This window comes from Legionella erythra (assembly GCF_001467615.1).
Classification (GTDB): Bacteria; Pseudomonadota; Gammaproteobacteria; order Legionellales; family Legionellaceae; genus Legionella_C; species Legionella_C erythra.
Genome location: NZ_LNYA01000008.1, coordinates 13,523 through 33,144 on the forward strand (window position 1 = coordinate 13,523; position 19,622 = coordinate 33,144).

The window sequence follows — 19,622 nt, forward strand, 5'->3', positions numbered from 1 at the left end:
CCTGTTTCAATCAATGCAGTACTTATCGATAATAAAGCACAGAAGATGAACAACAAGCTTGTTACGCTTTTAGCCGCCTCTATTTTATTAGCTGGCTGTCAGAGCACGTTTAAAAAACCCCCCATTAATGCACCTGCCGATGATGCCAGCATCAAACTCGCCGAAGCCGCCTCCTCTGTCAGTGACTCCATGTTGGAAATGGCTCGTGTAGAAAAAGTCATAACACCTCCTGTGCGGGATAACACCTTGACCATTCCCAACGCCTACACCTTGCAGGCACGAGCGTCCGTTGACTGGTCCGGTCCAATTGAAGAACTCACCGCACGCATTGCCAAAGCCGCTCATTTTCGCATGCGCATTCTTGGAAAAGAACCGGCTGTACCGGTCCTGATAAGCATTACCGCCAAGGACGAGAGCCTGGCTGAAATTCTGCGTGATATTGATTATCAGGTAGGTCGAAAAGCCAGCATTCACGTTTACCCTAACAGTCAGGTTGTAGAATTACGCTATGCTAAAATTTATTCCTAGTCTCGCTTTGACCTGTGCAACCGCCTTGCTGGCGGCTTGCTACTCCTCTTCGCATCAAACGACCGTCGTCATTAATGGTGACACGACCTCGTTAGCCGGTCTTCAGGCCATGGCCAATACGCGCGGTGTCACGTCCAATAAAAACGGCATGAGCAAGATTCGTGAAATGGCGCTTCGTGAAACCGCGTTAAGTCTCGGGGCCCAGTCCGGTTTAGCTTGCCGGGCCAAGATCATTGACGAGGAGCTAACCCGCAAAGCGCGCGATCTGGATGCTGTGTTTGACTTTAATGCGCTGGTGCTGGAACATAATATTCTCCCTCCCGTGCTGCTTGAGGGGCGTAATACGCTAAACCTGGCAGACATGCAAACGATTCGGATATCCGACCGCACCTACAAGGTCGCTAAACAAGCCCATTTCATTACCACCCCGCCCAATTGGCGGCAGTACCTGTGGATGGATTATAAAAAGCCTGAGTACCCCAATATTACCCTTCTGCCTAAAACCAAGGAAGAACGTCAATTGTGGAGCTTTTATGTCACCAAAGGATGGAAAAACGGCATTGAACAAGCCAATACCATTCTTGAAGAAAGTGTGGCCCGCATAAAAGAAGACTACAACGGCATGATTTTATACCGCAAACTATTAGCCATGAACATGGTATCGCCCCCGTATGTTTCACATACCGATCTTGGCGTAACCGGTGATGGCTCGGAAATTCATATTGATGACCGTGTGCTGCGTATTACCGCTCTGCCGGCTCTTAATATTAACAGCAAGGAATGGCGTGCGGCGGTGGCTAAGGATGAAGAGGCACTGGAGCATTTCAGAACCATGGAAAAACTGGCGCTAAATGCCAAGATTGTCATTACCAACAAATCCTGGCAGCCGACCATTGCACCGGTGAATAAGGACATTACCCCAGTCAATTAGCAATTTCTCATGCTTGCAACCCCTTGTTAGTATATACTTTTAACAACAAGGGGTATCCCTGACAGGTTTTACAACGCAGGTTGCAAGATCTATAAATCCGTTTTTATTCAATGTTATTTTTAAGCCAAGGCTAACTTATGAGCAGCAATATTAATTTAATGCCCGATGAACCCACACGGTTTACACCCGTTTTTATGGATAAAATGCTTGAGCATGCAGAAAGTTTGAAGGCATCGGATATCACCATTCAAACCGGCTCGCCTATTTTTGCTGAAGTGTACGGACGCTTGCTTAAAATAACCAACCGCAGCCTCTCAAACACCGAGCTTGGTGATTTAATTAACTCCATTTATGGACCGAACGCCACCACGCAATTATTATCCGGTAAAGACATCGATACCCATTACGAATTTCGCCCCAACCGTGGCGTGCGCTACCGTTACCGGGTGAATGCCACGTCCTGCCTGGTGGAGGGGCATGACGCCATTCAGATTACCTTGCGTACGATTCCCACCACGCCGCCAAAACTGGAGACCATGGGATTACCGGATAATATCATTAAAGCCATTGCGCCTCAGGAAGGCATTGTATTTATTACCGGTGCCACGGGCTCCGGTAAATCCACGCTGCTCGCGTCCATCATCCGTGATTTGATTGAAAAAGATGACTCCAACCGTAAAGTACTGACTTACGAGGCACCAATTGAATTTGTGTATGATGAAATTGAGACCATTTCTTCCGTGGTCAGTCAATCGGAAATACCCCGCCACCTGCCTGATTTTGCGGACGGCGTGCGCAATGCGCTGCGCCGCAAACCCCGCCTCATCATGGTGGGGGAGTGCCGGGATGCCGAAACCATCAGTGCCGCGCTGGAAGCCGCACTGACCGGTCACCCGGTTTACACCACACTGCATACATCCGGTGTGGCAGAAACCATGCGCCGTCTGGTTACGTCGTTTTCTGGTGAAGAACGACTGGGACGAACGATTGATATTCTCGAAACCATCCGTCTGTGTATCTGGCAAAAATTGGTTCCCACAGTGGATGAAAAACGAGTCGCCTTGCGGGAATACCTCGTTTTTGATGAAGAAGTGCGGGATATTCTCTTAGAAAGCGACCCCAACGAAGTCACCTCCACCACCCGAAAACTGGTCAGGCAACGCGGCCAATTAATGACCATTGATGCCAAGGACAAGTTTGAACAGGGCATTATCAGTGAACGGGTTTATAAGCTTATCCTGGCGGGGACCAAAGAGCAGTACGAATAAGCCTACCTTGACCATGTCACGCCATGGTTTCCTAACTCTGAAAGTCCAGAGTACCGCATTTACAAACTGACGATTACCCTTCGCGATACCACCCGATTAGCCTCATTGACCAGGCAAGTGAGGTTCTAATAGCGACCTGACATGATCTTATATATCGTGGCGTCTATGCGCTTGCTCCATCTCTTGAACCCTTGATGATAAAAATAAATCAATTATCACAGAAGTCAGGCTTTGGTACGACGCCTAGCTAGCAATAGTTTACGCAGAGGAGTAATAAATTATTCAGATAAACCCTTAGTGGGTGGTTTGCTCCGGGTTGATTCGGGGTTTTGAGGACCAGGTCGAGCTTTGACATCAGCATTCTTAGAAGCCGCTTGACCAGTGAGTTTCTTCATACCCTTCATCCCATAGCCCTGTAGCTGTTGATCTATCTGACCTGCGGCCTTCATCGTGCTGGAGCCGGAGCCTTCGACTTGTTTTTTGCCTTCTTCAGCCCACTGCGATGTTTCCTGGCCTATACTCTCACCTTGACCGCCAATCCAGCGCAGCACCTTGTCGGGCAGGTAGGTGATTAAGGTAAACGATTTTTGCACCGCCGTAATATACATGGTGGTATAGATGAGAATAGCAAAGAAGAAACCGTAGATGCCCGCCCATCCGGTGTAACCGATCGTGGTATCAATTCTCCCGGCTTTTTGCGCGGCGTAATTTTCATCCGGTTGATACGAGGTGCCATTGCCCGTCGGCGCTCCGGCACCAATGGATTGACCAAAATCCAGACCGCCTGTCACATTCCAGGTCGGCGCATTAGGATCACCCTGCACAAAGGTGACCGCATTGGCAAAGCCCGCGTTAATCACCCAGACCGCCACGTACGACAACGCAATGGCTGAAATATAACCGATAATCATCATGGCCGGGCGCAGGAAGACGTTCATTAGGATCATGATGGCTTGCTCGCCCTTACCAAAGGCATCATGCCCTTCCGGATGGGTAACACCCAGCGCGACAATGGGTGCCGCCACCATGGCTTCAATCACAGAAATTAGCCACGCAATGGTTCCGAAGGTGAAAATCATGTACGGCAGGAACGGGATGTAATACGCTGTCAGGAAGCCAATACTCACCATGGTGCTTAACCAGGCAAAGAGCAGCGGCATGGCCATCGCCAGCAGAGGGAAGATGAAAATACCAAACCAGGGAATAATGGCACTCATAATGGCCAGACCCATCAGGTATATCCACAAATCATTGGCGAAGTTAATGTAGTTCACACCCATGTTGGCCAGCGCCACCACCGGATTGACTGTTGGCTGCTGAATGTAGGAGACCCCGTGTTTAAAGATTTCTGCCATACCCAATAACGGCAGGGACAGGAAGGCCATGATAATCATGTTAATGATAGAAGCCATCATGGACAGGAAGAAGTTAAACAGGTTCCTGATGATGAAGTTATAGAAGATATCCCCTAACAACTGCCCCAGACAGAATTTAAAGAAGACAATCTTCACTTCACCACAAGGAAAATCCTGTGATTTTAAATACATGGCACCCGGTGTCAGGTCTATATTAAACTTCATGGCAAACTGTGGCGGACTAAGCCCGGGTTGGCCAGGCAGATGCACCATGACTGAATTATTAATAAAGCCATAAACCGTGGAGGAAAGAACGCCACTCTGCACTTTTTGGGCTGCATTGTTACCAAAGGAGGGCGCACTCAGGGGGGAGTTATTCGGGCCCACCAGAGTAGAACCATTAATCATACCCACCATGTTTTGGATCGGTGTCTGGTTGCCGCTCAGCCATTGGCACAGGGCCGCGTAAGTCCCGCTGCATTGTTTATTCTGGCTAAAGGCATTGAGCGGAATCTGGGTATCAAACTGGCTGCCATCCAAACCGGTATTCGTGTCTGTCTGATTGGCTGTTTGCAAATCAGCGGCATTCAGGCGGGCTAAATCAAAGAAATAACTGCCGGCCATGAGCCAACCCTGTTGCTGGGCCTTGGTAATAAATTCGCGTTGCTTATTGGCTGTGCTACTGTCTTGTGCTTGCCTGATAAGATTGAGCGTTGGCATCATGATGCCGTTATAATCCGTAATGGCGCCCTGAAATTCGGTGCCGCTAAACAAAGGCGCATTGGAGTTGGAGGTGTCAGGCCCCCAACTGACGCAATCGTTTGACGGGCCATCGCAGGCAGAGCCTGAATTGAGATAAGGAATCCCGAATTGTTGCTGTGCGACGCCCGGTGCAAAGGGTTTATTGTTGGTATTGGAGCCTGAGGAAGAGGGATTGAGTGAAGGATTGTTATTGACCATCACCTGAGCCACCATGGCCAAGTCCAGGTACATTTGCTGAATAGCAATCGCACGGGACATTTTCGCTGTTTCCAGATCATTATTCTTGACCACGCTGGAAACGGTATTGATGTTGGAAATGGCATTCCAGGTTATCTGACCGCAAATGCCGTTTAATACCGCATAGGGATTATTGGAGTCAAAATTAGGCATCTTGGCCGTGTAGGTGTTTTTGGACGGGTCGGCATTCTGAATGGAGACCATGTTCACGGAATTGATGAAATCAGGAACAGCCGTATTACAGAAAGGAGCCATCGTAGCAGAAGGGGTACCCGAACAGACGCCTTCACCACTGCTTTTTTGACTCATCAAGGTCTGACGCTGACTTTCCAAGGCTTGCTGGATGCCAGCCATGCACACCTGACCGGCCAGAATTCTGGACGCACCGGTTGCCACACTGTTGCCCCCCGCCTGCAAAGACGTGAGCGGGTTAATCTGGGTCTGGACAATCACACCGCCGCGGTTTAAATAGCTTAAGGCCGCTTCCCAGACCTTATCCGCGGCACCAACCCCCTGCACCACGACCCACATCACAAAGATTTGCATCAGGCAATAGCCGGACGCTTTGGGAATTAACAAGGCTAAACCCAGCGTAGAACGGACAGGAACCCAGATAGAGGACCATTTCTGGCCGAGCATTTGTCCTTCCTGGGCGGTGTTCATGGTGGAGACCAGCAGGGTATACATGATGACAATACCGCCTAATGCCAGGACGGCCGAGTTGAACACCGAAAACATACTGCCCATGATCTGGCTGCCGCTACCATGCAGCACGCCGTCAACGATACCGAAGATATTGCCAAGAAAAACCACGGAATAATCGCTGGGAGGCGGGGCGAAACTCAGTGAACCGGATGAACTGCTATCTGCTGCTAAAGCCAGCGCAGGGAACAACGTCATTAACAACGTACTAACAATTTTATTCATGGCTTATCACCCATCAAACCTTGCCTGAACCATTCCCTGAAGGTGCATCCAAGTTTACGTACTTTAATCTGGTAATACCAAAAATGGTAACGAAACGCCAAAGCCAGCGCGATAAGCATCACCACGAGGCTAATAATAACCGCGCTGATTGACCCGTAAATCACATGATATACTGCATAGGAAAAGACCAGAATGGCTGCAATAAACATTAAAATACTTAATCGGAAAAGCGCTTTTTGCTGGGCGATCAAATCTTTTTCAGTCAGGTTGTACTTGGCCATCGCCACATTAAACGACTCACCGCTGCCTGTATTTTTCTGAGGCACAAAAAGTCGTTTAAAACCGTCTCCCAGATACACGGTAAACGACTTCATTCTGTCGAAATCAGACCATTTGCGAACATTGAAAATGTTCTTTAAAACAGTCACTATTCTTGACGGCGACTCTTTTTTCATAAAATTTACTTTTCACTATTAGACTTTTACCCTTCTTACTATACTATAGTAGTTAGAACATGCGCAGTCCATCAATTCATAACACCGTAAAAAAAGAGTAAAATATGCCCGATCTCAGCCACCAGGCCTCCGCTCAATACTGGTTTGAATACGTGGATCCGATGATCTATCGGGTGATTACTTTTATGGAAAGTGTCGAAGACTGGACGCTGGATGGGGACCCGGCTCTCGAAGAAGCTTTAAACCGTTTGGGAACGGAACTGGATGACATCGAAAAAATCGATTTGGGTGTCTTAGGCCAGGAAGATGTCTTCATTCGTCTGGTCGGCAATATCAAGGCAGGCCGCGGTTTGCGGTTGCTGCAAGCCATCGATACAGTTCATCCGGGCAGCGCCTCGCGCATCTTGATTCACGCTGAGGAAAACAGTGCCGGCAGCTTTGATCCCGCCGGTTTTTTTCTGAAGCGGAATATCACATTTGAACGGCTGCGTTTGCTCGCCCGTGTCTTTTCGGAATATCGCTTAAAATTAGTTGCACGCGCTCTTGAAGGGGAAGAATGATGAAAAAAACGTTGCGCCACGTTGTACTGCCCGGCCTGTTGGTGTTGAGCTCCTATGCTTACGCTCAAAATCCCAACGACAATAATCAGCAAAGCATTGATGGTTTGTCCCATCGCCTTAAAATACTGGGAGAATACCTTGGGTATGATTTAAACTCATTCTGTCCTACCGTCGGGGGACAATGCCAGCTGGAGCCAAATCAGACCCAAAGCGCCTTCAGTAATTTCCTCATCGATACCAATACCGCCTCTCAATACCAGATTAATCTATTGGCCTCTTACATCGGTGCGCTTTTACCAGCCAACAGTACCTCCGGCGCCACCCAGGATCAGGGCAGCCAATCGTCCTTGATCCCGGCGACGATGACCACCTATCAATCACTGTTTCAAAATTTTGCCAGTAAAACATTCCCCCAATATAGTTCACAATCGAATTCAACCGTTTCGGTTTCCGAATTAATCGATCAGATTCCTTATCAAACCGATCCGGTTAATCAGGCGATTTTAAATATCCTCTCCACCCCGGATGCCAGCTATTGTACGGATCAAAATGGTGGTTATGTTCAGGGGGACTGTTACACTGGACAAAACAATTCCGGCAACAATGGCGGCGGCCCGGTTATCTCCCAAAACCAGGTGATGATCAATGTAATCGGCACACCGCCTGGCACCGGTTTTTTCCCGCTGGGCAAACAAAACGAGAATTTAGTCGCGCAATTGAGTATGGATAGCCTGCTTGGCCCCCTGTTATTCAGTACGGGCGGCTCATCCGGACAACCCGGCAGTAACTCCGGTCTGGTTGCCAACAACCAATTGCAAACGGCGACTAACTTTATCCGTTATGCATCCGGTATGGTGGCTCCGCTGACCTTGCCTAACCGTGATGCCTACAGCCAACTCTACCTTACGGCCACCACCCCGGTTGATAAAAATAATCCCAACCAGACTCAAGCCATGAAAGATCAGGCTATGGCCACCCTATCCAACTATTTAACCAGTCTGCGAATCTATGCCGCCCAAAGTTCTGTCGGCATCAGCAACCTGTATTACATCCTCTCAAAACGCATGCCGCAACAAAGCGCTGCTTCAGGTCAAAATCAGGGACAAACAAGCAGCCAGGCCTTGAATGAATTCAACATGGCCACGTGGCGACTTTACAATGCCAATACAACCTCTGGCTCGGAAAATCAGCAGTGGATCCAGCGCATCAACACGGCGTCCTCAGCCACGGTACAAAAAGAGATTGCTATTCTTTTGGCAGAGATTAATTACCAGATGTACTTAAGCCGTCAGCAACAGGAGCGTATTCTGTTAACCAACACCATGCTGCTGATTCAAAACGCACGCGCTGCTCAACCCAGCCCCTCCCTGTCTTCGTCCGCTCTGGATGGCGGCAACAGCACGGCGACGGGCTCCAGTCAATAAGATAATCCGGCAGGAACTTATGTTCCTGCTTTTTTATGCGAGGGTAATGAATAATACAGCGTAAAAAGCTGCTCGAGTTTAGCCAATACCGCTTCAACACTCACTAACTTCATGGTGTCTTCACCATGGGCATGCGTGCCCCAGACATTGGTTTCTTCAGTTTTGTGAAGCACCTCGATGACGGCCTGCGGGTAACAATCCACAGCTAAATGGCGGAACGTATAAGGCCCTGATACATTGGAACTGGTTACAGCGTGTAAAGCGACAACTGGCGTACCGACCGCAGCAGCCATGTGCGAGGGACCCGTATCCGGGCAAAGCATGGCCTGGCTTTGTTTAATCACCGCCAATAATTGTTTTGGCCGTGTTTTACCAACCAGATCAATACAGGAAACCTGCTGTAAAATGGCATCGGCCAATTGCCTATCATACTCCCCAGGCCCCCCGGTCAATACCACCTGCACAGCCCAACGCCGTTGCGCTTCCTGAATCACAGCCACGTACCGTTCAACCAGCCAACTGCGCTCTGGTTTACTGGCTGCCGGGTTCACCAGTAAAATCGGTCCCTGCTGAGGCAAATGTTGACGAGCCCATTGCTCCTGCTCGTCCCCTATTGGCAAATCCCAGCGAATATCCCTCTGCGATAGACCCAGGGCCTCGGCAAAACGCAGGAACCCATCAAGGGTGTGATCGTGGCCTGGAGTAATTGTTTCGTTGATAAAGAAAGCATGCGCATCTTTGGCACGTAAACGATCATAACCGATTTTGCGTTTGGCTTTGATGAAAGGGTAAAGCAGGTTAGCGCGAAAACTCGATTGAATCGCCAACAGCACATCAAACTGACGGCCGCGCATCAGCTTGCGAAACTGCCAAAAATCCCTGAACTTATCCGGTTTCGGGATGACGATGAATTCAACCCCATCCATATGTTCAACCAAATCATACGCCGGGCGGGAAATAACCCAGGAAATCCGGGCATGAGGGAAATTGGCCTGTAAGGTGTGTATCAACGGCACCGCCATTAATACATCACCCAAGGCTGAAATACGAACAACACAAATGGAATTAATCATCTTGCAAAATAAATCGGGAACCACAATAAGGACATACTTCCTGACCGGTTTTGTCAATTGGCAAATACACCTTAGGGTGTGCATTCCATAATTGCATTTCATCCGTTGGACAGCTTAAAGGCAGATCACCGGGATGAACCACATACATTTTTTCGGTACAGGCAGGCTGCTTTTTCTCATTTTCCGACATGTCTATCCTCGTTTTCATTCATTTTTTGCGGGCTATTATCCAATATTTCCGCAAGCTTTGCCATGAATTCGCCGGTGATGGCGGGCTTATCGCAAGAAACATAATACCCGTCTGGCCAACCGCGCAACCAGGTTAACTGGCGTTTCGCCAATTGCCGGGTAGCGGCAATGCCTTTGTTACGAAATTGTTCATAGTCATCCTGTCCGGCAAGATAGTCGAGTGCCTGCCTGTACCCCACCAGACGCATGGATGGGTTGGCCGCATTCAATAAAGGCCAGCGCTCAGTCAATGTTTTGACTTCGTCCACAAAGCCCTGTTTAAGCATGGCATCAAAACGCAAGGCAATGCGTTCATGCAACCAGGCGCGTTCATTGGGAAACAGGATGCAATTGACAAAATGATAGCGTGGCTCATCCTTCCCCTGCCCTAAAAAACAGGATAAGGGCGTGCCCGTTAAATAAAAAACTTCCAGCGCACGCTGAATCCGTTGCGTGTCATTGGGATGTATACGCGCGGCCGCTACCGCATCGACAGCCGCCAATTCACGGTGCATGGCCGCCCACCCTTTCTCTTGCGCCTGCTTCAATAATTGCTCGCGCAAAGCCTCATCGGCCTCGGGTAAATCGGATAACCCCTGTTGCAGCGCATGGAAATACATCATGGTTCCGCCAACAAGCAGCGGGATGTTACCGCGCGCATGAATCGCTTCAATTAAACGATTCGCCGCCTGGCAAAATTCAGCCGCAGAAAAAGTTTCGGGCGGGTCAAGAATATCCAGCAAATGGTGTGGCGCCCGCAGAAGCTCCTCCGGGGTTGGCTTAGCCGTACCGATATCCATGCCACGATAAACCATGGCAGAATCCACACTGATGATTTCCACGGGAAACCGCCCCACCAATTCGCAAGCCAGCGCAGTCTTCCCGGAGGCCGTTGGCCCCATTAAACACAACACCGTCTCAGGCATGCAGCAATTCCCGGCAAAACAGGGTGGATAAAGGTTTGCAGAACGGCGTCTCGCTGGCCAACATGTCGGCCTCACGATGCAGGTAGTCTTTAAAATCACCAGGGGCGCTACTGGTCAATGCAGGCAAGGTCTGATGAGCTAGCAATAAATGAATCAGTTCATTCTCAGTCGGCATGGGTACGTTTAATAATTCGGAAAAAAATTCTTTAATGGCCAAATACGGGGTCAACAGCGGTAAGGTTTGAATGAGAATTTGGGATTCTTGAAGCCATGCCACCCTGATTCCGATTTCACCAAGCAGTTGACTATAGCGTTGCTGCCGCGAATTGTCTATTATTTTTTCATATTGGTAACGAACAGGTACAAGCAAGGGGCGGCAGGCTAATGGTAACGGTTGCGCCGCTATTTGCTTTAGCAACCAAGTACGATAAAGAGCTGGCCAATCTGCGAGATACACCTGTCCTTTAAGGCTTTGAAACACCATGAATTGCTCATCAATAGCCAACATGCCCCGATCAGTCGGTAAGGAACGCTCTGGCGGTATCGCCGCTGACATCAAAAAAATGGGTACTTTCTCCTGTAACGGCGGCACAACGCGTTGGCTGTCAAAATCCGGTGGTGAAAACGTATCAGAACCTTCACGCAGAGACAGGGCGTTTTGCAATTGAGACACCAGGAAATCATGAACCAGTCGAGGGTGTTGAAAACGTATCTCGTGTTTGGTGGGATGAACATTGACATCGATGTCCGCTGGATTGATGGTTAAATAAAGCAGGCAGGCCGGGTGCTTACCCGGGTAGAGCAACGATTCAAACGCGCGTTTGATGGCATGATGAATCAACTTGTCTTTGACCATGCGCCCATTGATGTATACCCATTGCTTGTCGTTTTGATTGCGCTGATAGTCCGGTCTGCTTACCCAACCCTTAAGACGGAGGCCGGCATGTTCCACATCCACATACACAGCCTGCTCGATAAATGCCTTGCCAAGGATTTTCCTGATACGCAACAACTGCCCCTGCTCATCTCTAACCGCGGGTAAAACGAGGTGCTTTTTACCATTATGCGTTAACTGGATAGCGACATGCGGTGCGCTTAAGGCGAAACGTTTAATCAACAGCTCAATGGCTTGAAATTCCTGGCGCTCACCCTTAAGAAATTTCTTGCGTACAGGCGCGTTAAAAAAAAGATCCTTCACATCCACTGTCGTGCCCTGACTGCGGGCGCAGGGATTGATTCTAAAAATACCGTTTTCAGCCGTCAATTGCATGGCATGTGCCTGCTCGGCCGTTTTGGACGCAATGGCTAAGTGGCTGACCGAGGCAATGCTGGCTAAGGCTTCACCGCGAAATCCCATGCTGTGTATAGCGTATAGGTCATTGAGTTGGCTGATTTTGCTGGTCGCGTGGGGGGCAATGGCCAAGGGTAAATCATCTGCGACTATCCCTATTCCATTATCACTGATTTTAATCTGATTCAAACCGCCAAAACCAATGTCCACATGAATGGTATCGGCTTTGGCATCATAAGCATTTTCCAGTAATTCCTTTACCACCGACGCCGGACGCTCAATGACTTCGCCCGCCGCGATTTGGTTAGCTACGGTAAGGGGTAATTCTTTAATTCTTACGACCATGATGAAGGGATAACTAAACGCTGACCGGCTCTGACCTGATTTCCTGATAAATGATTGGCACTTTTTAAAGCAGCCAGGGACACATGGTATTGCGACGCGATAGCAGGCAGGGTTTCACCCCGTCTAACCAGGTGCATGCTGTTGCCGGTCATGGCTTCAATGCGGCTGCCATGCGGCGGGTAATCCCAGAAATAGCGTTTAATCCCCTGGAAAATCGATTGGGTTAAACGCGTTTGATAACGTGGATCCGTTAAATTTCTCTCTTCACGTGGATTTGAAATAAATCCAGTCTCAATCAGAATGGATGGAATGTCGGGTGATTTTAACACCATGAACCGCGCTTGTTCGACTTTGTGATTGTGCAGTTTGGTGACGGTGTTCAAATTGCGCAACACCCGTTCGCCCATGTGCAGGCTGGCACCAATGGTTGCCGTTTGCGACAAATCGATTAATACCTCGCGCACCAGTCCGCTTTGATCATCCAGATCTTTCAAGTTAACGCCACCTAATTCTGAATAGTTTTCCTTTTCTGCCAACCAACGTGCGGCTTCACTGGTCGCGCCGCGTTGCGACAGCGCAAACACCGAGGCGCCGCTGGATTGCTGGTTAATAAACGCATCGGCATGGATAGATACAAACACATCCCCATTATACTGACGGGCAATGTTCAGGCGCTCACGCAAGCCCACATAATAATCGCCGCGTCGAGTCAATACCGCCCGCATCCCGGGTTGCCTGTCAATGATTTGTTTTAATTTAAGAGCGATGGCCAAGGTGATGTTTTTTTCGGCGGTGCGATGCGGTCCGCTAGCGCCCGGATCTTTACCGCCATGGCCTGGGTCAAGCACAATGACAACATCCCTCAACGGTTTTCTGGGCATGTTGCGAACAGGTACGGGTTTGTTCACCGGCTGGCGAGACAAAGCAAGGGGTTTGGCACTCGGCGGGGCATATGGTTTTGTGCCATTGGCCGAAAGATCCAGCGCAAAGGCATGTTTGCCTCCTTTCCAGGGGTTGGCGCGCAATTTGACGGCATCACGCACTTCAAACACCAGCCGCAGCGTATGGGGATTCGGATGACCGCTTCGAACAAGTTTGATTAATTCATTATTGAGATTCAGTTGATTCAGATTAAACGCGAGGTTGGTGTTTTCAAAATCAACCACCACCCGATCCGGATTGGTCAATGTAAAGACTTTATGAGCGATAGCACTGTCTAACGTGAAGAACAATGACGTCTTACCTGCCTGCTGTTTGACCTGAACAGATTGCAGGCGTGCAGCCGTGGCATGATTCACCCAAAGGAGTAACATACTCAATAAAATAATTAGTCTGCTTTTCATTGCTGGTCCGCCAGGCAAGTTAATATCGCTTCTCCAGCGACGGTTGATGCATACAAACTCATTAAACGCCCGTCCCCTTTTATTGCTAACAAACCCTTTATATCCACATGGACCAAACTGTGCGGCGCCCGTTCTGGCCATTCAATACAACAAAACGATTGCCCGGTAAAAAATTCTCTGAAACCAATATAATCCAATTCGGCCTCATCATGAATACGATACAGATCAAAATGGTGAATTGACAAGTCCTCGCACTGGTAACTCTCAACCAGAGAAAACGTCGGGCTTTTAATTGCCCCTGTCACACCCAGCGCACGAAGCAAGGCACGCATAAAACTGGTTTTTCCTGCACCTATTTCGCCGCTTAGCGTCAAGGTGAGGGGAAATGTCAGACATCTTGCCAGTTTGGAAGCCAGTGCGATGGTGTCGTTTTCATCAGCAAGGTCATAATCTTGTATAATCATACATCGGTTTCTTTTTGATTCACCAGTCTCTGCAGGTAGGGCAGCAAATCACTGGCCAACAAGCCCCTTTCACCCTGTCTTGCTGCAGCCCGATCGGCTGCCTGCGCATGCAACTGTACGCCGAATTTCAGCGCATCGCTCAAGGATAAGCCCTGCGCAATCAAGGCGGCAAGAATACCGCTTAACACATCGCCCATGCCAGGACTCGACATCCCGGGATTACCTGCCTGGCAAAGATAGGTTTGCATTTTGTCCGTTTTAATTAACGACCCGACCCCTTTAAGAACAACATTCCCGCCATAGCGTTGTTGAATGTGGGACACGGCCTGGTACCGATCACGCTGAATGTCCGCCGTACTTAATCCCAACAAAGCAGCGGCTTCTCCAGGATGGGGCGTCAATACCCAGTTGTCATCGTGTTGCGGATTTTCAGCCAAACAATGCAAGGCAGAGGCATCAATCACCATGGGTAATTGCGAGGCAATTACCAGATTAAACAAATGAGCAGCCCATTCATCCTCACCAAGCCCGGGACCAATCAAGCAAACCGTTGCTTTGGCAAGCAGGGGTAACAGATCATGAACATCATCGATGCCGGTAGCCATCACTTCCGGGAAGGCGGCTGGTATCATGACCGCGTGTTCTGGACGCGTCGCCACAGTCACCAGACCCGCACCCACCCGCAAAGCCGCAGACGCCGCCAGGCACACAGCCCCAGGCATTCCAGGTCCCCCTCCAATGATTAGGACATGACCAAATTGGCCTTTGTGGGAATTGCGGGGACGTGGCATTAACAGGTGCTTTAACTGCTGATCATCAAGAATTTCCACATCAGGGACCAACAAGGAAAGGCAAGGTTCCAATTGCAGGGTATTGACCAGAATATGACCGCAATGATCAGGACCATCCAAGGTCATCATGCCTAATTTTTTGCCAATAAACGTGATGGTAGCGTCCGCCTTCACACATACACCCATCACGCTGCCGGTATCGCTGTTTAAACCGGAGGGGATATCCAACGCTAGAATGGGCAAGCCACTGCCGTTGATTTGAGTAATGGCAAGGGCTAAAGGGCCTTGCACTTCGCCTTGTAAACCAATACCCAGCAACGCATCAATGATCACATCCGTTTCTTCATCGACAGGTTCGTCCAAATCCTGGCAGACAATGCCTGCTGCCAGTGTCTTTAACGCCGCGTGGCGGGCCGTGTCCGGCAACTGTTCGATGGCACGGTATTGATGAATGATAACGCGATAGCCCGCCGCATGCGCCAATCTGGCCAGGACATAACCATCGCCGGCATTATTGCCCCCCCCACAAAATACGGTAAGGACCCGCGCAGAAGGGAAGCGGTTTTTAAGGCATTGGAAAGCGGCCTGCCCGGCTCTTTCCATTAACTCATCGGCCAGAATGGAAAGACGATGGATTGCATCGTTTTCACATAGACGAATTTGCCGGGTCGTGTACAATGAATGGTCAGGGCTGGTCATGGCAGACTCCTTAAGAATCAGTCTTTTTGACCAGAGTTAATGCAGGTTTGGGTTTTCCTCGACGTTCGATTTGGCCGGCCGGCGGAATCGGTGGCGGCTCAAGATTTTCAACACCAAATTCCATGCCGCGGCCATTTTCTTTGGCGTAAATGGCAATCACAGCGGCAGGGACTACAAAAATCTGCACAGTCTGTCCTGAAAACCGGGCGGTAAACACAATGCGATCATTTTCCAGGTGTAAACCGCGGCATGCTTGAGGCGAAATATTGAGAACAATACGCCCATTGTTCACATGAGCGACCGGAACCTGAACGCCCGGATAATCAGCATTCACCAGAATATAAGGGGTTAAATTGTTATCGACTATCCAGTCGTAGATAGCTCGAATTAAATACGGCTTGTTCGAAGTCATATTCAAGCTCATGATTATGCTGCCCTTAGTTGCCTCTCGGTATCCGTTAAACTGACCTGGAAAGAATCGCGTTTAAATATGCGTTGCATGTAGGCGTTTAAACCTTTTGATTTAGCAGGTATATCAATTCCCATTTGTGGGAGACGCCAGAGTAAGGGGGCAAGCGCGCAATCGAGTAATGAAAACTCATCGCTCAGAAAATACGGTTTGTCGTTAAATATCGGCTCCAGGCTGATTAAACTTTCCATCAGCAGTGTTCTGGCTTCATCGGCGTTAGTGTCTGCCTTGATATCCTGCATGAGTCGGTACCAGTCCTGCTCAATGCGGTGCATCATTTTGCGGGCCTCAGCGCGGGCGACGGGGTAAACCGGTAACAATGGCGGGTGTGGAAAGCGCTCGTCCAGGTACTCCATGATGATTCTGGCTTCATACAGGACCAGCTCTCTGTCTAAGAGGGTTGGAACAGTACCATAGGGATTGATCGCTAATAAATCGGAAGTCGGCTCGTCACGTTTAGCCAGTAAAATTTCAGCATTGACCCCTTTTTCGGCTAAAACGATTCGGACCTGATGACTGTATACATCATCATTATCCGAATACAAAGACATAATTGTACGCTTCGCTACAATAGCCATCAGCAACTCCTCGTCAATCGTTAGTTACGCCTTATTGCGCTCAAAGGCAAGCATTTTATCACAATTTGTCGGATGATTGCCGATTACTACATAATTTTATTCTTTTGGATAAATTTTAATCAAAAGAATCACTTATGCAACCGGCGCCAATAGACCTTCTTGAGCAAGTAAGCCAATACCAAAAAAATACCGAGGTAAATTAAGACGCCTTTGCCGATATCATAGCGAACCAGCTGGGCAGGTTCTGATACATAAGCCAGGAAAGTCACCAGATCTTCAACGGCATTTTCAAATTCCGCAGAATCCATGTCTCCTTTTTCCACTTGCAAAAGATGCGAGATAGCTGTCAGCGTCGGATTATTATTATCATCGACCGCTATGACTTTTCCGGCAAGCGGCTCCAGGACATTGGGCATGGCCACATCTGGTTTTAATAGATTATTGGAACCGAAGGGGCGGGTCTTATCGGCATAAAAACTGGTCAAATAGGTATAAATCCAAAAGGGCCCTTTCTCTCTCGCACTCAGCGACAAATCGGGGGGAACAATACCAAACCATTGCATAGCGTCTTCAGGCGGCATGCTGATGTGAATGGGATCAAATACTTTGGCTTGTGTGAAGATTAAATTGCTGAACAATAAATCGGTATCCAACTCCCCATCAAAAGTCGTCAAGCCCAAATCATGGGCCATGCGGTTGTAACGCATAAACCGCAGCGAATGACAGCCCGAGCAATAATTCATGTACATTTTTGCACCGCGCTGCAAACGAGCCTCATCCTGTACATTGAGGTCGAAGGTTTTTAGTTCCAGTTGATGACCAACTGACGCATGGCTTCCCGAAATGAACAAAGCAACGAATAAGGTCAATAGTGCTTTCATGATTATCTCTCTATCCTGTCAGGGACAGTGCGGTGTGTTTCAAAACGGGTATACAAGGGCATCAGCAGAAAATACCCAAAATAAATAACCGTGCAGAGAAAAGCGATTGTCTGTTTCAGGGGGGTCACAATCACCGTACCGAGATAACCCAGTACAATGAAACTGACGACAAATGCTGCCAGCGCCAGGCGCGACAGGTTGCCTTTATAGCGCATGGAACGAACGGGACTCCTGTCAAGCCAGGGCAGGAAAAACAGAATCACAATGGAAGCCCCCATCGCGACAACGCCTAATAATTTATTCGGTATCGCCCGCAAAATCGTATAGAAGGGCGTCATGTACCAGACTGGTGCAATATGCTCAGGCGTGACCATGGGATTCGCCGGGGCAAAATTGGCATGCTCCAGAAAATAGCCGCCCATTTCCGGGATAAAAAAGACCACCGATGCGAAGGCGATTAAAAAGACAATGACTCCGACCAAATCTTTCACGGTATAATAGGGATGAAACGGGATGCCATCCAATGGCCTGCCGTCTTCATCCAGGTGCTTCTTGATGTCAATGCCTTCAGGATTATTGGATCCTACCTTATGCAAAGCCACCATGTGCAGAAAAACCAGAATCACCAGCAACAGCGGAACACCGATGACGTGCAGAGCAAAAAAGCGCTGCAGGGTTGCATTGGCGACATTGAAATCACCGCGCAGCCAAGTCGCTAAACTTTCACCTATAAAAGGAATCGCCCCAAACAACGAGGTAATCACCTGTGCTCCCCAATAAGACATTTGACCCCAGGGTAAAAGATAGCCAAAGAATGCTTCTGCCATCAGCAGAATAAAAATCACCATGCCAATCAACCAGAGCAATTCCCTCGGCTTTTGATAGGAGCCATACAACAGCGCACGAAACATATGCAGATAAATGACAATAAAAAATGCCGAGGCGCCGGTCGAATGCATGTAACGCAGAAGCCAGCCGTAATTGACCTCGCGCATGATGAATTCCACCGAATTAAAGGCCTGATCGGAACTGGGGGTATAAAACATGGTCAACCACAAGCCAGTAACGATCTGATTGACCAAAACCAGTAACGCCAACGAACCAAAAAAATAGAAAAAATTAAAATTTTTTGGAGCATAATACTCACTGACGTGATGTTTCCACGTGCTGATGAGAGGAAAACGTGCATCTATCCAGTTTAAAAAAGCGCCCATGCTTGATTATCCTTGTTTTTCATCTTCACCAATAATAACGACATGCTCGCTGACAAAGCGGTATGGCGGCACTTCCAGATTAATGGGGGCCGGAACGCCCTTAAATACTCGTCCGGAGAGATCAAACGTTGAACCATGGCAGGGGCAATAAAAGCCGCCCGGCCAATCAGGGCCCAGAGTATTTTCATCAGGCGTGTATTTGGGTGAACAACCGAGATGTGTGCAAACGCCAATCAGCACCAGATACTCCGGATTGATGGAACGGAATTTGTTTTTGGCATATGCCGGTTGCTGATCCACTAACGAATCGGGATCGCGCAATTGGTCATTATGAGCATCGAGCTGCTTTAGCATGTCCGGCGTGCGCCGGATAATCCATACCGGTCTTCCCCGCCACTCCACCGTGGCTTGCTGACCCGGTTCAAGATGACTTAAATCCACCTCAACCGGCGCACCAGCGGCTTGTGCCTTGGCACTGGGAAGCCAGGATGAAACAAAAGGCGTTAATGCACAGGCCACGCCTACCCCGCCAAGAATGCCTGTACTGGTCAATAGAAATTTTCGGCGTTGCTCATCAATGATTTCCTGATTGAGTTCTTCATGAGGGGGTTCTGTGTGACTGGGTATGCTGGTGTCTGTCACGGCTATCGTCCTGTTCAAATTCCCTGAAATGGCTACCTGCGGTGAGGAGCAAGTAATGTATCTTCTGTTATATCAAAGAATTAACCATTTGGAAATGCCCGGTCAGCCATCGCCGCCTGAAGAATCGTGAAGCAGGAGAATGAGTAGGTATTATAGAAAGCAGAACCCTCGCCAGTCAGCCTGGATGGGTAAATAAATGCATCAAACGAGGATTCAAAAAGGATAAAAAAA

19 protein-coding genes and 1 pseudogene are annotated in these 19,622 nt (G+C 48.9%); 5 read left to right on the plus strand and 15 right to left on the minus strand.

All coding sequences use genetic code 11. From position 1 onward, the window contains the following. Window positions 1-45 precede the first annotated feature (45 nt). From dotD to dotB, 3 genes are all read left to right on the plus strand, one after another. A complete protein-coding gene (gene dotD / locus Lery_RS03065) occupies window positions 46-528 on the plus strand; it encodes a type IVB secretion system lipoprotein DotD (RefSeq protein ID WP_058525789.1) in 483 nt (160 codons plus the stop codon). Next, window positions 509-1,459 (plus strand): type IV secretion system DotC family protein, encoded by a 951-nt coding sequence (locus Lery_RS03070; protein WP_058525790.1) that lies wholly within the window; start codon window positions 509-511, stop codon window positions 1,457-1,459. Before dotD ends, Lery_RS03070 begins: the two co-directional genes overlap by 20 nt. Window positions 1,460-1,596: 137 nt before the next feature. After that, window positions 1,597-2,727, plus strand: a complete 1,131-nt coding sequence (dotB, locus tag Lery_RS03075) for a Dot/Icm type IV secretion system ATPase DotB (RefSeq protein ID WP_058525791.1) — start codon at window positions 1,597-1,599, stop codon at window positions 2,725-2,727. A 12-nt stretch (window positions 2,728-2,739) separates the two neighbouring features. Here the strand turns inward: dotB and Lery_RS15580 are convergent. The 3 genes and pseudogenes from Lery_RS15580 to icmV form a co-directional block, all read right to left on the minus strand. After that, window positions 2,740-2,907 (minus strand): annotated as a pseudogene (locus Lery_RS15580) (transposase); the annotation flags it as partial. Window positions 2,908-3,005: 98 nt separating this feature from the next. Beyond that, a complete protein-coding gene (dotA, locus tag Lery_RS03080; RefSeq protein ID WP_058525792.1) occupies window positions 3,006-6,008 on the minus strand; it encodes a type IVB secretion system protein DotA in 3,003 nt (1,000 codons plus the stop codon). Beyond that, on the minus strand, window positions 6,005-6,463 hold the full coding sequence (icmV, locus tag Lery_RS03085; protein ID WP_058525793.1) for a type IVB secretion system protein IcmV: 459 nt from the start codon (window positions 6,461-6,463) through the stop codon (window positions 6,005-6,007). Before icmV ends, dotA begins: the two co-directional genes overlap by 4 nt. A gap of 104 nt (window positions 6,464-6,567) precedes the next feature. Here icmV and icmW point away from each other — a divergent pair, with 104 nt between their 5' ends. Both icmW and icmX read left to right on the plus strand, forming a co-directional pair. Beyond that, window positions 6,568-7,023 (plus strand): type IVB secretion system protein IcmW, encoded by a 456-nt coding sequence (gene icmW, locus Lery_RS03090; protein ID WP_058525794.1) that lies wholly within the window; start codon window positions 6,568-6,570, stop codon window positions 7,021-7,023. Next, a complete protein-coding gene (gene icmX, locus Lery_RS03095) occupies window positions 7,020-8,447 on the plus strand; it encodes a type IVB secretion system protein IcmX (RefSeq protein WP_131751029.1) in 1,428 nt (475 codons plus the stop codon). Before icmW ends, icmX begins: the two co-directional genes overlap by 4 nt. 17 nt (window positions 8,448-8,464) lie before the next feature. Here the strand turns inward: icmX and Lery_RS03100 are convergent, their stop codons facing one another. The 12 genes from Lery_RS03100 to petA all read right to left on the minus strand — a co-directional run bounded on the left by Lery_RS03100 (window position 8,465) and on the right by petA (window position 19,376). Beyond that, window positions 8,465-9,520 carry a glycosyltransferase family 9 protein gene (locus tag Lery_RS03100; protein WP_058525796.1) on the minus strand — a complete coding sequence of 352 codons (1,056 nt, stop codon included), beginning with the start codon at window positions 9,518-9,520 and terminating at the stop codon, window positions 8,465-8,467. After that, on the minus strand, window positions 9,513-9,710 hold the full coding sequence (locus tag Lery_RS03105) for a zinc-finger domain-containing protein (protein WP_058525797.1): 198 nt from the start codon (window positions 9,708-9,710) through the stop codon (window positions 9,513-9,515). The genes Lery_RS03100 and Lery_RS03105 overlap by 8 nt, the downstream gene beginning before the upstream one ends. Then, the gene (gene miaA, locus Lery_RS03110) at window positions 9,697-10,674 is read right to left on the minus strand and encodes a tRNA (adenosine(37)-N6)-dimethylallyltransferase MiaA (RefSeq protein WP_058525798.1); all 978 of its coding nucleotides are present in this window, start codon (window positions 10,672-10,674) and stop codon (window positions 9,697-9,699) included. Before miaA ends, Lery_RS03105 begins: the two co-directional genes overlap by 14 nt. Beyond that, window positions 10,667-12,310, minus strand: coding sequence for a DNA mismatch repair endonuclease MutL (gene mutL, locus Lery_RS03115; RefSeq protein ID WP_058525799.1), 1,644 nt, complete (start codon window positions 12,308-12,310; stop codon window positions 10,667-10,669). The genes miaA and mutL overlap by 8 nt, the downstream gene beginning before the upstream one ends. Continuing rightward, on the minus strand, window positions 12,301-13,653 hold the full coding sequence (locus Lery_RS03120) for an N-acetylmuramoyl-L-alanine amidase (RefSeq protein WP_058525800.1): 1,353 nt from the start codon (window positions 13,651-13,653) through the stop codon (window positions 12,301-12,303). Before Lery_RS03120 ends, mutL begins: the two co-directional genes overlap by 10 nt. Beyond that, window positions 13,650-14,117, minus strand: coding sequence for a tRNA (adenosine(37)-N6)-threonylcarbamoyltransferase complex ATPase subunit type 1 TsaE (gene tsaE / locus Lery_RS03125; RefSeq protein WP_058525801.1), 468 nt, complete (start codon window positions 14,115-14,117; stop codon window positions 13,650-13,652). The genes Lery_RS03120 and tsaE overlap by 4 nt, the downstream gene beginning before the upstream one ends. Further along, window positions 14,114-15,607: a bifunctional ADP-dependent NAD(P)H-hydrate dehydratase/NAD(P)H-hydrate epimerase gene (locus Lery_RS03130; protein WP_058525802.1), complete on the minus strand. Its 1,494-nt coding sequence runs from the start codon at window positions 15,605-15,607 to the stop codon at window positions 14,114-14,116. Before Lery_RS03130 ends, tsaE begins: the two co-directional genes overlap by 4 nt. 10 nt (window positions 15,608-15,617) lie before the next feature. Beyond that, window positions 15,618-16,025 (minus strand): ClpXP protease specificity-enhancing factor, encoded by a 408-nt coding sequence (locus Lery_RS03135; RefSeq protein ID WP_058525807.1) that lies wholly within the window; start codon window positions 16,023-16,025, stop codon window positions 15,618-15,620. Window positions 16,026-16,033: 8 nt separating this feature from the next. Next, a complete protein-coding gene (gene sspA / locus Lery_RS03140) occupies window positions 16,034-16,654 on the minus strand; it encodes a stringent starvation protein SspA (RefSeq protein ID WP_058525803.1) in 621 nt (206 codons plus the stop codon). Window positions 16,655-16,782: 128 nt separating this feature from the next. Continuing rightward, window positions 16,783-17,538 carry a cytochrome c1 gene (locus Lery_RS03145; RefSeq protein ID WP_420324141.1) on the minus strand — a complete coding sequence of 252 codons (756 nt, stop codon included), beginning with the start codon at window positions 17,536-17,538 and terminating at the stop codon, window positions 16,783-16,785. Continuing rightward, complete coding sequence (locus Lery_RS03150; RefSeq protein ID WP_058525805.1) at window positions 17,538-18,749, minus strand: cytochrome b; 1,212 nt, start codon at window positions 18,747-18,749, stop codon at window positions 17,538-17,540. The genes Lery_RS03145 and Lery_RS03150 overlap by 1 nt, the downstream gene beginning before the upstream one ends. 6 nt (window positions 18,750-18,755) lie before the next feature. Continuing rightward, entirely contained in the window at window positions 18,756-19,376 is a 621-nt protein-coding gene (gene petA / locus Lery_RS03155) for a ubiquinol-cytochrome c reductase iron-sulfur subunit (protein ID WP_058525808.1), read from the minus strand. Window positions 19,377-19,622 lie beyond the last annotated feature (246 nt).